At 37.3% G+C, this 13,070-nt stretch carries 10 protein-coding genes; 6 read left to right on the top strand and 4 right to left on the bottom strand.

From position 1 onward, the window contains the following. Positions 1-549 precede the first annotated feature (549 nt). The 4 genes from JUJ52_RS01500 to JUJ52_RS01485 are packed head-to-tail and all read right to left on the bottom strand — an operon-like array spanning position 550 to position 5,251. Complete coding sequence (locus JUJ52_RS01500; RefSeq protein ID WP_205389044.1) at positions 550-1,575, bottom strand: aldose epimerase family protein; 1,026 nt, start codon at positions 1,573-1,575, stop codon at positions 550-552. Continuing rightward, positions 1,572-3,068 carry a UDP-glucose--hexose-1-phosphate uridylyltransferase gene (locus tag JUJ52_RS01495; RefSeq protein WP_205389042.1) on the bottom strand — a complete coding sequence of 499 codons (1,497 nt, stop codon included), beginning with the start codon at positions 3,066-3,068 and terminating at the stop codon, positions 1,572-1,574. Before JUJ52_RS01495 ends, JUJ52_RS01500 begins: the two co-directional genes overlap by 4 nt. A gap of 8 nt (positions 3,069-3,076) precedes the next feature. Further along, positions 3,077-4,069 (bottom strand): UDP-glucose 4-epimerase GalE, encoded by a 993-nt coding sequence (galE, locus tag JUJ52_RS01490; protein ID WP_205389041.1) that lies wholly within the window; start codon positions 4,067-4,069, stop codon positions 3,077-3,079. After that, positions 4,070-5,251: a galactokinase gene (locus JUJ52_RS01485; protein ID WP_026682529.1), complete on the bottom strand. Its 1,182-nt coding sequence runs from the start codon at positions 5,249-5,251 to the stop codon at positions 4,070-4,072. Between the two features lie 295 nt (positions 5,252-5,546). On the opposite strand from JUJ52_RS01485, the gene JUJ52_RS01480 reads away from it, so the two are divergent. The 6 genes from JUJ52_RS01480 to JUJ52_RS01455 all read left to right on the top strand — a co-directional run bounded on the left by JUJ52_RS01480 (position 5,547) and on the right by JUJ52_RS01455 (position 13,063). Beyond that, the gene (locus JUJ52_RS01480) at positions 5,547-6,338 is read left to right on the top strand and encodes an SDR family NAD(P)-dependent oxidoreductase (RefSeq protein ID WP_034679513.1); all 792 of its coding nucleotides are present in this window, start codon (positions 5,547-5,549) and stop codon (positions 6,336-6,338) included. Between the two features lie 471 nt (positions 6,339-6,809). Continuing rightward, the gene (locus JUJ52_RS01475; protein ID WP_121603851.1) at positions 6,810-8,240 is read left to right on the top strand and encodes an ABC transporter substrate-binding protein; all 1,431 of its coding nucleotides are present in this window, start codon (positions 6,810-6,812) and stop codon (positions 8,238-8,240) included. A 111-nt stretch (positions 8,241-8,351) separates the two neighbouring features. Beyond that, complete coding sequence (locus tag JUJ52_RS01470; RefSeq protein ID WP_051388431.1) at positions 8,352-9,305, top strand: carbohydrate ABC transporter permease; 954 nt, start codon at positions 8,352-8,354, stop codon at positions 9,303-9,305. Continuing rightward, positions 9,305-10,129: a carbohydrate ABC transporter permease gene (locus JUJ52_RS01465; protein WP_026682526.1), complete on the top strand. Its 825-nt coding sequence runs from the start codon at positions 9,305-9,307 to the stop codon at positions 10,127-10,129. The genes JUJ52_RS01470 and JUJ52_RS01465 overlap by 1 nt, the downstream gene beginning before the upstream one ends. A 37-nt stretch (positions 10,130-10,166) precedes the next feature. After that, on the top strand, positions 10,167-11,885 hold the full coding sequence (locus JUJ52_RS01460) for an amylo-alpha-1,6-glucosidase (protein ID WP_121603850.1): 1,719 nt from the start codon (positions 10,167-10,169) through the stop codon (positions 11,883-11,885). Positions 11,886-12,115: 230 nt separating this feature from the next. Then, entirely contained in the window at positions 12,116-13,063 is a 948-nt protein-coding gene (locus JUJ52_RS01455) for a DMT family transporter (protein WP_121603849.1), read from the top strand. The last annotated feature ends 7 nt before the right edge of the window (positions 13,064-13,070 follow it).

Genomic DNA, 13,070 nt, shown 5'->3' with positions numbered 1-13,070 from the left:
TTTCGTCAGCTACTAAAAGTGGCGATTACCCAAGAAACCCCCACTTCAAGCAATCCGTAAGGGTGGTAAGTGGTGGGAGTAGTTCACTAATTGCATTGGCATGTAGAATGATAGTTTGAAAAAAATAGGACATCTCCTTTTCTAGAATACTGAAGTCTGGTAACGACAAATTATCTTTTAAGGTTCATGTCCTTCGTTCTATTCGCTACTCGTCAGAAGGAGCTACCCGAAGTCTTTCTTATTCAACTAGAGAAACACCAGTACCATTAGCACAGGGAGGCTAACCAATGTGCTCGCGGAAAAGCGACGTATATATCCAGAGCAGCTATCAGATCTAGCTGTTGTCTGATCAAAACAATTTTGTCTCCGTCTTGTCCCACATATAACCTTGTAGGAATATCCCTCTACAAGTAATAATGGGACATCAATATGGATGAGTTGGGGACCAACTGCCAGTAGATGTCCGATTGATTCAAGGGCCTTTAGGTCATACCCTTATGGTACGAACCATCCGTGCTGGATAAACAATAACCCCCACGGAGTGAAGTTTCACTTTATATGGAAGGAGTATACCGTTTGTTCCTGGTATGTTTCATTTGGCTCTAAAAGAATGGATGGGAACTGCTTGTGATGGAGAGAGGCTGGAGTTCCTTGTGTTTCGAAGCATACTCCCATGTATTTGTCAGCGAATCCGTTGGCTAACTTCATATCTTTTTCCAAAGTATTTGCTGTATATAGCACCATTCCTGGTTGGCTTGTAGTAATATTCATCACTCGGCCGGATTTTTTTTCGGTTACCTGTATATTTCCAATCCCATCAAACAGAAAGTAATGGTCATAGCCACCACTTGCAATCTCATGCTGTTCAGAAGGAGTCAACATGCCGTCTGCTAGATAACGCCCATTGCGGAAGTTAAAAGTTGTCTGTTTGACATCGAGCTGTTTTCCGGTTGGAATTAATTCATGATCTAGTTCAATAAATGAATCACTATTAAATGCCACAACATGATTTTTCACGCTGTGTTTTGCATTTCCATTTAAGTTAAAATAGCTATGATTCGTTAAAGCGACTGGAGTTGTTTTATCGGTAGTTGCATGGTAATGAATCGTGAGTTCATTTCTATTTGTTAACGTGTATGTCACAGCTACAGACACATTACCCGGAAATTCATTACTACCTGCTGTATTATGCGTCAGCTTCACACCAACAGTATCGTCTGTTTGCAATGGTTGGACATCCCAGATCACCTGGTGAAATCCGTTTGCACCACTATGAAGGTGATGAAGCCCGTGATTCTTCTCCAGTAAATACTCCTTGCCATTGAGCTGAAAGGAAGCACCTTGAATCCTACCAGCTACTGGACCAACCAATGCACCAAAAAAAGCAGAATTGATATTATAATCTGTATAATTTTTATATCCTAGTACGACATTTTCTATATTATCATCTCGATCCGGAACCATTATTTTTGTGATGATACCGCCATAATTTAAGAGGCTAACGGACATGTGCTTGTCATTTATTAATGTATATTCTTTCCATTTTTCTGTAACTGCTTTAGTTAGTATCTTCATATTGTATCGTCACTTCTATTTAATGAATTGATAAAACGTAAGAATTGCTCTTTGTTTTTAAATACGCCTGCATCTTCAAGGGCTTTAGTGAATTTCTTTCCTAGTTCTTCCATGATAATGGATAATGCTTCATTATTATCTTTAATAGAACCATATGTTTCTTTCAATTGTTTACTCCATGCTTGATGATAATCCGCAATATGGCACGCTTCATCAAGCAGATATTTTTTAATCTCTGCTAATTCTTCCTTTAATCGAGCTGGTAATACAGCTAGCCCCATTACTTCAATTAGTCCAATATTCTCTTTTTTTATATGATGAACATCAGCATGGGGGTGAAAGATTCCCATGGGATGTTCGTCAGAGGTGCGATTGTTCCGTAGGACAAGATCCAATTCATGGACGCCGTTAGTATGTAGTCTAGCAATTGGAGTAATTGTATTATGAGAAATGTTATTTGAAAAGGCATAGATAGAGGCGGATTCGTCTGTATATCCTTTCCATGATTCCAGCACAAAATTAGCTGCTGCTATTAATTGTTCTTTGTTTTTACTTTGCAGCCGAATAACAGATAACGGCCATTTCAATACGGAACATAATACATGTTTATATGGATCTAATGCAAAGGTAAAAGCATCTTCTGCTTGCGCCATGGCAAACTTATAATTGCCTGCTTGATAATGATCATGACCTAAAATGGAACCACCGACGATTGGTAAATCAGCGTTTGATCCAATAAAGTAGTGGGGAAACATTTCGGTAAATTGTACCAAACGTTCAAATGCCTGTTTATCTATTTTCATATTGCGATGTTCTTCTGCAAGTAAGATACTATGTTCATTATAATAAACATACGGTGAATATTGGAGATACCAATTCTCTTTCAATAATGGCACCCGTATTACACGATGGTTGGCACGTGCTGGGTAGCCCACACGTCCAGCATACCCTTCATTTTCAATACATAACACACATTTAGGATAGTTTAGGTCTTGCTTTAATTCTCTTTCCCGTTTAATCTCCTTAGGGTCTTTTTCTGGTTTGGAAAGATTAATAGTAATATCCATTTTTCCGTAAGGTGTATTTGTTTTAAAATGAATATTTTTCTGTATTCGTTTCAATTGAATATAATTACTGTTTTGACTTAACTGGTAAAAATAATCCGTGGCTGCTTGCGGTGATTGTTCGTATTTTGCGTAAAACGTTCTATTGATATCGGATGGACGAGCCATAAAACAGTTCATGATGGAAGCAGCCAGCATTTCTTTCTCTTCAAAAATATCTTCTATTACTTGATGGCGAGCTGCATACTCTACAATGCTTTCTAGCAAATTAGGTATGGAATCCTCTATCGATGGAATGGTATCTTCTGGGAAGTTGGTTAGGTTAAGTAAATGCATGACTTGATTTCTAACATAGATTTGATCATGTTCCTCAATGAAACCAATGGTAAGGGCTTGCTTAATTAGTCTCGAAAGTTGTTGGTAAATCATGATTCTTTTCATCCCCCTTCATAACCGTTCGGATGTGTCGTATGCCATTTCCAAGCGTCGCTTAAAATAGTTTCAATCGAAGTTCGCATTGGCTTCCATCCCAATACTTCCTTAGCTTTTTTGGAGCTAGCAATTAGGACAGCCGGATCACCAGCTCGTCGCTCTCCCGTTTTAACTGGAATGGATTTCCCTGTAATGCGTCGCGCTGAATCTATCATTTGTTTAACGGAAAATCCAGTATTGCTGCCAAGATTAAACACATCACTCTTACCGCCATTTTGTATATAATCAAGTGCTAGGATATGTGCTTGAATAAGGTCTTCGACATGGACATAATCGCGAATACAGGTACCATCGTCAGTATCATAATCTTCACCAAAGATCGTTATCGCATCCCGCTGTCCAAGTGCTACTTGTAAAATGATTGGCACAAGATGTGTCTCTGGACGGTGGTCCTCTCCGATCTCGGCTGTCTCTCGTGCGCCAGCTACATTAAAATATCGGAGTGATACAAAGTTAATTCCATGGGCTTTGGCCGTCCATTCTATTAATCTCTCCATTGTACGCTTCGTTTCGCCATAGACATTAGTTGGATTTGTAGGCATCGTCTCTTGAATAGGGTTGATAGTAGCTTCGCCATATGTGGCAGCAGTTGAAGAGAACACAATATGCTTGACTCCATACTCTACCATGACTTGCAATAAGACTTGTGTACCATAGACATTATTATCAAAATAGAGTAAGGGCTTTTCCATAGATTCACCAACTAATGAGTTCGCAGCAAAATGTATGACTGCATCAACGGAATCCTTTTTGAAAACGTCACGTAAAAAGTTAATGTCTCTAATATCCCCCTTATAAAAGGTTGCCATTGGATGTATCGCTTTGGAATGACCTGTTTGTAAATTGTCTATGACAACTACATCTTTACCTTGATCGATTAATTGATATACTGCATGAGAGCCAATATAACCCGCTCCTCCTAATACTAAAATACGCAATTAAAGCACTCCTTCGCTTAGTTCTTTTGCTCCATCTTCCATAACTGCTGTATAAAACGTCGCATTGTATCCAACAGTGTTGACATATATTTTATTAATACGATTTATAATCAAATCAGCTTTGTCCTTTTTTACAATTGCTATTGCACAACCACCAAAACCTGCACCTGTCATACGAGCTCCTAATACACCTTCCTGACCCCAGGCAGCTTCAACGACAGTATCTAATTCTAAACCAGTCACTTCATAATCTTGTTGAAGCGATTGATGTGATGCATTCATTAATTCTCCAAACTGCTGTAGATCATGTTCTTGTAGGCTTTGCACTGCATCTAATGTTCTAGCATTTTCATAGACAACATGCCTTGCCCGTTTTTGGATAACTTTGTTCCTAATTACATGCTTATTTGCATCAAAATCTTCACGGGTCAGTTCACAAAGAGTTTGAATGGGGAGCTTACTCTGTAACGCTTTTAATGCATGTTCGCATTCGGAACGACGTTGATTATATTTTGAACTAGCAAGTTGGCGATGTTTATTTGTGTTTATAATTAGGATGACATAGTTTTCTAAATGTAACGGAGCGTATTTGTATTCAAGACTTTGGCAATTCAATAGAATCGCCTGCCCTGTTTTTCCCATACCGATTGCAAATTGATCCATAATGCCGCTATTAACTCCTATAAATGTATTCTCTACTTTTTGCCCTAATTGAATTAATTGCAAGCGGTTCACTTTTAATTGATACAAATTTTTTAATAGAATTCCAGTTACCATTTCTATCGAAGCAGAAGAAGAAAGGCCAGCTCTGTTTGGAATGTTTCCATAAAAGAGAATATCAGCACCGGTTTGAATATATTTGGTGTGCTCCCGTAGTAGCTGAATCATTCCTTTAGGATAATTCGCCCAATCATCTGCCGGATCAAAGATGAGCTGCGTAATATCACATGTTACAATCCCCTTTTCAGGAAAATTCATCGAATAAAAACGAAATTTCTTATCTTTTCGTCTTACTCCCAATGCATAAGTTCCAAATGACAAGGCAGCAGGCAGGACATAACCTCCATTATAATCGGTGTGTTCCCCAATAAGATTAATTCTTCCAGGTGCAAAAAATATCCGTGGTGTTGTTTCTGCATGAAAAATAGTATGAAATTCCTTTTTTAAGGCTTCAATGTTCATAAGTACCTCCTGTTGAATAAACGTATAAATAACGACGCAGAAATAGAAAAAAACCACTACAAAATAATTAATTAAATTAATTTATTTAATTCTACTATAATAAGTTATAATTTTCAAACATATATTTGTATCTAATTAGTACCTGTTAGACAATTAAAGTTAGTAGTTAGTATGCTATTTTCTACATATTTTTAAAGAAAAAGAATATTGACACAATTATATTAGCATGATAACATGTTTAAAAATTTAATAATTAATTAATTTAATTAAGTGAATAATTCTTAGGTGAGAGGGGATGTCGGTTAGCGTGGATAATCAACAATTATTTGGATTAACAAATAAAGTAGCTGTTATTACAGGTGCTGCATCAGGGATCGGTTTAGCAACAGCTCGAATATTGGCTGAATTAGATTGTAAAGTGTTTATGCTTGATATTAATACAGAGGAGGGGAATTACCAGGCTGACAAGATTGTACAGGCTGGGGGTGATGCCGCTTTTTTACAATGTGATGTAACCTCTAATGAAGATTGCCAAGCTGTGGTTGCTATTATTGAAAGCGTTTCCGGTAATATAGATATATTATTTAATAATGCTGGTGTTATCCGAAGGAAAAATACGGTAGATCATACGGAATCTGATTGGGATCTTGTGATGGACGTATCGCTAAAAAGCGTGTTTTTACTATCTAAGTATGTAATCCCAATCATGCGTAATCATGGTGGAGGGAGCATTATTAATACAGGATCCGGCTGGGGATTAAAAGGAGGAGATGATGCCGCTTCTTATTGTGCAGCTAAGGGAGGAGTGGTGAATATGACTAAGGCAATGGCAATTGATCATGGAAAGGATAATATCCGTGTTAATTGTATATGTCCAGGTGATACAGACACACCGCTATTAAGAGGGGAGGCAGAGCAATTAAATGTTAATGATCAAGAATTTTTAGTGTCATCTGGGGTTAATCGACCGTTGCAACGAATTGGTACACCTGAGGATATTGCCAAAGGAGTACTATTTTTAGCTAGTGATCTATCTGCATGGGTGTCCGGAACCACTTTAGTCGTTGATGGTGGAGGATTGGCTTGAGTTCTATGAAGAGGCAATTCGTTTCTTGGGACGGGGGCTTATTTTCATGAATAAGCAGTTACAAATACGGTTTTTTGTATTCCTTTTGTAAGAATGTTTATCCCGCATATAACTGGCAGTAAGTCTCTCCACTTCAAGCAATAAAGAGAAACCAATATGGCTAAGTGAGGGAACAACTGCCAGTAAATGTCCGATTGGTTCACCTAACCATCCGTGGGGAAAAACCCCCCACGGATGGAAGCTTCACTTTATTCCGCATATAACTGGAAGTAAGTCCACCTTCAAGCAATAAAATAAAACTAATATGGGTAAGGGTGGGGTCAACTGCCAGTCAATGTCCGATTAGTTCAAATGTCTGTAGGTCATACCCTTGTGTGGTACTACCAATCAGTGGGAGATAAACAAGCTTCCAACTAATTGAAATGCTAGTTTAATAGGCTATTACAATTAATAATAAAGGAGAGTGTGCGCATGGTAAAAAAGTGTTTTTTTATAATGATTTGTTATTTATTCTTAGGAATTCTATTACTTGGTTGTCAAAGTGATAGTTCAAAAGCAGATAAAGACGATGCTGATAAAACAACAATCAAGCTTTGGAATAACGTTGCTGCGGGGAGAAGCTATTTTCCCATCTTAATCGAAAAATTTGAAAAAGAACATCCAGATATTAAGGTTGAACTTAATAATTTGAATGTTGAATCTAGTGAAGCAGAATACCAAGCAGCAATATCTGATCGTAATCTTCCTGATATATTTAGTACGGATGCCTTTACGTTAAATGAATTTGTAGATTTAGATCTTGTACATGAACTAAATGAGGTTTTTCCAAAAGACGTTCAATCGCAATACACGGAGGGAGTCTTTGATGAAGGGAATGCATCACTAAATGGAAATGTGTATTTGTTTCCGGTATACAAAGGTGGGACATATTATATGTTCTACAATAAACAAGTATTGAATGATCTTGGGATTGATGAAGTTCCGAAAACATGGAAGGAATTAAAGGAAGTGGGTATAGAAATATATGATCAATCCAATGGATCATCTTATGGTCTCATATTCGGTGGTCAGTCTGGTTGGTTAGTAAGGGCTGTAACACAATTAATGGCAACAGAGCTTTCACCAGAAAGTGGTTATGATTATGCAAATGGCGATTATAAATATGACACAGAAGGATATGTAGAGACAATAAAATTGATGAAGGATTTATTGGATAGCAATGCTTTATCACCATCAACCTTGGAAACAGATTCTACGGTAGCAAGAGAACTTTTTACTGCTGGTCAAGCAGCTTTTCTAATCGATGGGAATTGGACGGGTCAGTTACTTCATGAAAATGGATTTGATGACTGGGGAGTAGTTCCCTTACCCACAAAGAATCCAAATGGTCAGCAATATGGAGAATTTCGATTAGGTAGTAACGATGGTCTCTATGTATCTAAAGATACCGAGCATTGGGATGAAGTAAAACTATTTTTAGAATTTTTACAGGAAAATATATATCGCGAAATTCTCAAGGATGGTGAGCCATTGATTGCGAAGGAAGCGTCTGATATTAATGTCGAGCTACCATTTTCCGAAGTAAATGACATTGCGCAGATTTTCTCTGAGATGTCGGTTCGTGTCCCTAATCCGGTTGTTGTCAACCCGAAAACGCAAGAAGTACGCCTTGCGCTACAAAAGAACGCACCAGATAATGACGCAGGTTCTATTTTAATGGGCTACCTAACGGGACAGGTGGAAGATTTACAAGGAGCATTAACGGATTTCACGGATGACTATAATGCTGCTTTCACTAAGGCAATTCAAGAAAATGAAAATGTTTCTAGAGAGGATTTTCAATTTCCAAATTGGGTTCCGTATGAGCCCTATACAGAAAAAGAGTATCAAGAGTTGAAATAGAGTGGTTAGATGAAATTGGGCGAGCTACTTAAGTGAATATACTATGAGATAACGTAGTAGTTTGTCCTCTTTCTTTTTCATTAGAGCTTGTTTGATTAGGAGAGAATTTGTATGAACAAAATAGCAAAGCAGACGATAAGTAAGCATACAAAGAAACGATATATATGGGCGTATTTATTTATCTTGCCACAAGTAATTGTGTTTTTGGGCTTATCTCTTTATCCCATTATTATGAGCTATGTGTACTCCTTTTATGATTGGTCTGGTATAGGACCACTGACTGATTTTATTGGATTCGATAATTATAAAAATGTGTTTACTGAAGAAAAATTTTGGAATGCATTTAAAAATACGTTTATTTATACATCTGGCTTTACCACTATTTCCGTATCTGTTGCTTTAATACTTGCTTTAATATTAAATAGTCCAAATCTGAAGGGAAGAACTATTTATCGAACCATCTATTTCCTTCCTGTCGTAACAACAACAGCTATCGTTGGGATTATTATGAAAAATATCTTTGGTAATCAAGGTTTAATCAACCAAGTACTCGTGATGGTCGGTGTGATCGACCAAGCTATACCTTGGTTAGTTAATCCATTTACAGCTATGATCGTTCTTATCATTGTTGGATCTTGGAAAGAAATAGGAATTATCATGATTTATTGGCTAACAGGTTTACAGATGATTCCTAAAGAGTTATATGAAGCTGCAAAAATTGATGGTGCAGGACATTGGCAAACATTACGTTATATTACGTTACCTATGTTGGCACCAGTTGGAGCCACGATATTATTACTTACAACTGTTAGCAGTATGCGTGTATTTGACCTAGTAAAAACATTAACAAATGGTGGTCCGTTCTTTTCCACCGAAACTTTAGAGTTATATATTTATCGATTCGCGTTTGCTTCAGAGGGTCCATCTCAGGTTGGTTATGCCTCTACAGTTGGTGTGATATTAGGCATGACAGTATTCATAATAAGTTTATTACTTGGTTGGGTAGTTATGAAGGTCAATAGACATAAAAATAAAAATGGATTGAAAGTTGAGGTGGAGAAGTAATGCGTTCAAAAATAACTTGGGGAATAATCCATATCTTTTTAATCCTATTTGGTTTTATCTGGATATACCCTTTTATCTGGATGATATCTTCTTCATTAAAAACCAATGCATCTTTTTTAACTTCTGGAATTAATCCCATACCAGAGACGTTGAACTGGGAGAACTACACTAGAGCATGGGATGTTGCCAATTTCTCTGGGTACTTTTTAAATTCTGTAGTCATCACTTTAGGTACTGTAACTATAGTAGTTTTATTAAGCTGTTTAACAGGATATGCGCTTGGGCGAGTGGATTTTCCTGGTAGAAAGACAATGATCGTTATTATCGGAGCGCTGATGTTCATTCCTACAGGGTATACAATCATTCCGCTTTATGAATTAATGAAGTTTTTAGGATTATCTAACACGTTATTCGGTGTAGTTCTTGCAGAGTCCAGTGGGGCGCACGTGCTTTTTATTCTATTATTTGCAGCATTTTTTTCTCGCGTGCCTAAAGAAATCGAAGAAGCTGCAGCTATAGATGGAAGTGGTTTTCTAAAAACATTTTTTAAAATCATTCTTCCTTCTGCGAAGCCAGTTATAGCTACTGCTGTAATTATGCAATTTATTTGGACTTGGAGCTCTTTTTTAATTCCACTCGTTTTGACATTAAATAATCCAGATTTACGAACTTTGGCAGTGGGTATGCTCTCATTTGTTGGTAAATATCAAACGGATTGGACAGGGATGGCAGCTGGAGCATCGATATCCCTCTTGCCTGTAATTTTAATATTTATAGTAATGCAACGTTATTTTATCGAAGGTATATCCGGATCTGTAAAGTAAAATAGGATAGAAGATTAAATGTGAGGAGAAGATATCGTTGAATATAAATCTTAAACATATACCCTTTAGCCGATTTGGCTCTTATCTTAGTATTTCCTATTTACCTAAAAATGACTATCGTTCGGAAGGAATTTATTTACGTACAATCAGAGGTGGTGATGACGATGTCGGCGCTTTATTTAAATTAGATGTGACGAAAAATGGACATTGTATACCTTTTAATGCAATTGCAGCGGAGACTTGCCTCTGCCTTCAAGCGGAAGAAGGAGTAGTTCGATTAATTTATTCAGAAGCTCATTGTCTGCGTATTTATGGGGAACAAGTTGGTTTACGGTTATCTCTTGTTACAAATGCTTATGATAATGCTTTTTATTATCAAGCGCGAAGCTGGCAAGTGAATGTTTTTTCACAAAGCATTCGATTTATGTTAACTCCCTTTATTGGGGAGTTAGATGTAAGTGCGCCTTGGGATATAAATGGTAGTTCTTATGTGATTGCAGATTTTCATCCTAGAGAAGACAATGGTACTGTAGAAGGAATTATTGAAGAGTTTCTTACAATCTATGAACAAAAAAACGATTATCCGACGTTTGAAACAGCCCTTGATCACGTAAATGACGAATACAAAAAATGGTTGGAAAACACGTTGCCGGTACCGGCGGAATATGAAGCTGGAAGACAACTTGCTGCTTACATAACATGGTCCTGTGTTGTTAAACAAGAGGGATATTTACCAAGGTCAGCGATGTATATGTCAAAGAATTGGATGACAAATATTTGGAGCTGGGATCATTGCTTTAATGCAATGGCTTTAGTCAAAAAGAATCCGAAGTTAGCTTGGGATCAATTCATGATATTTTTTGATGTACAAGCAAAAAACGGCCTTTTGCCAGATTTTATGAATGATCAATTTGCTTATTGGAATTGCAGTAAACCACCAATTCATGGGTGGACGTTGGCATGGATGTTAAAACATTCAAATGAATTATCAAAAGAAAATTTAGCTGAGATTTATCAACCATTAAAACAGTGGACCAGTTGGTTCTTTAAAGAACGTGATGTTGATAACAATGGATTTCCAGAATATCAACATGGTAATGATAGTGGCTGGGATAATAGTACATTGTTTCATCAAGGGATACCTATCGAAAGTCCAGATCTTTGTGCATTTTTAATTTTACAAATGGAAACATTGGCAGAAATAGCTAATCGCTTACATTTCCAAATGGACTACGAAGAATGGAAGAAGCAGGCAGATCAGCTTTTAACCGATATGTTAGCCTATTTTTGGGATGGTGAGCAGTTTGTCGCAAAGCTCGCAGGTGAAAATGTGCGTTCTGGTGATAGTTTATTGTTATTTATGCCAATTATTCTAGCAAAGCGACTTCCAAAACAAATCCGATTGAGATTAATTGAAGGGTTGAAGGATGAAAACCGGTTTTTAACGGAACATGGCCTTGCTACTGAAAGCTTGCAGAGCCCATATTATTTAGAGGACGGTTATTGGCGTGGACCTATTTGGGCACCTTCCACCATGTTGCTTATTGATGGATTAATGGAATCAGGGGAAGAAGCGTTTGCTAGAGACCTAGCTCATAAATTCTGTAATATGGCATTAAAACATGGAATGGCAGAAAATTTTAATGCTGTATCGGGAGAAGGGTTACGAGATCGAGCATTTACGTGGACGTCAAGTGTGTTTCTTATCTTGGCACATGAATATGTGAATAAAGAAACAGAGAAGCCATCTCTTTAATGATTTCTAGGTAACTTTTCCCTGCATATAACTGGCAGTAAGACCCCACTTCAAGGAATAACGTGAAACCAATATCGATAAGTGCGGGATCAGCTGCCAGTAAATGTCCGATTTGTTCAAAGGTCTTTAGGTCATACCCTTGTGGTACGAACCATCAGTGGGTGATAAACATCCCCCAACTAATTGAAGTTTCACTTTATTCTACAAAACAACATAGGAGATGACATAAAATGGATAGTATGCTTAAAAGAAAATGGGTTGTCGTATGTATTGCTATTTTTTGTTCCATTTTATGGGGGAGTGCATTTCCAGTATTGAAAGTAAGCTATGAAGAATTACAAATGGCTAAAGATGACACAATTGCTAAGATTGTTTTTGCTGGAATGCGCTTTTTATTAGCAGGTCTAATTCTTTTAGTGGGATTAATTTTTTCTAATCCTAAGAAATTATTCGTTACGAAGCGACAGATTCTTTTTCTAGTAATCTTCGGAATTCTTCAAACTAGTTTACAGTATTTCTTTTTTTATAATGGGTTAGCAGAAGTTTCTGGTATGCAAGGAGCTATTTTACTATCAAGTGGTACTTTTTTTACGGTTGTCTTAGCCCATTTCTTTTATACAAATGACCGTATCAATTGGAAGAAAACAGTAGGGCTTATGGCAGGATTTGCAGGGATTATTGTTGCTAACTGGGGGGAAGAGCTTAAACTCACTTTTCAGGTAACGGGAGAGGGATATATGATACTGGCAGCTTTAACAAGCGCCATAGGGACGATTATGGCAAAGGAGCTTGCTATCGGTATCCATCCTTTTGCGTTAACTGGTTGGCAGTTAACGATAGGGGCAGGTCTTATGCTAGTGATTGGTATTCCGCAGTTGCAAGAAAATGCGATAACGTTTACACCACTTGGGTGGATGCTTTTTATTTACTCCGCACTGCTTTCTGCTGTCGCTTTTGGCCTCTGGTACTCTATTCTGAAATTTAATAAGGCTGGCGAGATAAGTATGTTTAAATTTATTACACCCGTTTCAGGAGCGATCTTGTCTGCGATGTTTATCCCTGGGGAGTCATTAAACATCTTTATCATGGGAGCATTGATACTTGTAGCTACTGGAATAATTGCAGTAAATTACAAAGGACAGAAAAGAAAAGTGGTAAACGTCTCTAAGGATAGCTAACTTTATA

Source organism: Virgibacillus sp. AGTR (assembly GCF_016919725.2).
In the GTDB taxonomy this organism is placed as follows: Bacteria; Bacillota; Bacilli; order Bacillales; family Amphibacillaceae; genus Virgibacillus; species Virgibacillus salarius.
The sequence above is the reverse complement of the archived record's forward strand: the minus strand, read 5'-3'. Positions and strand labels throughout refer to the sequence as shown.

Excerpts from the sequence above, each read along its gene's own strand:
- JUJ52_RS01500 (WP_205389044.1), bottom strand. The coding sequence starts at position 1,575 with ATGAAGATACTAACTAAAGCAGTTACAGAAAAATGGAAAGAATATACA.
- JUJ52_RS01495 (WP_205389042.1), bottom strand. The coding sequence starts at position 3,068 with ATGATTTACCAACAACTTTCGAGACTAATTAAGCAAGCCCTTACCATT.
- JUJ52_RS01485 (WP_026682529.1), bottom strand. The coding sequence starts at position 5,251 with ATGAACATTGAAGCCTTAAAAAAGGAATTTCATACTATTTTTCATGCA.
- JUJ52_RS01480 (WP_034679513.1), top strand. The coding sequence starts at position 5,547 with ATGTCGGTTAGCGTGGATAATCAACAATTATTTGGATTAACAAATAAA.
- JUJ52_RS01475 (WP_121603851.1), top strand. The coding sequence starts at position 6,810 with ATGGTAAAAAAGTGTTTTTTTATAATGATTTGTTATTTATTCTTAGGA.
- JUJ52_RS01470 (WP_051388431.1), top strand. The coding sequence starts at position 8,352 with ATGAACAAAATAGCAAAGCAGACGATAAGTAAGCATACAAAGAAACGA.
- JUJ52_RS01465 (WP_026682526.1), top strand. The coding sequence starts at position 9,305 with ATGCGTTCAAAAATAACTTGGGGAATAATCCATATCTTTTTAATCCTA.
- JUJ52_RS01455 (WP_121603849.1), top strand. The coding sequence starts at position 12,116 with ATGGATAGTATGCTTAAAAGAAAATGGGTTGTCGTATGTATTGCTATT.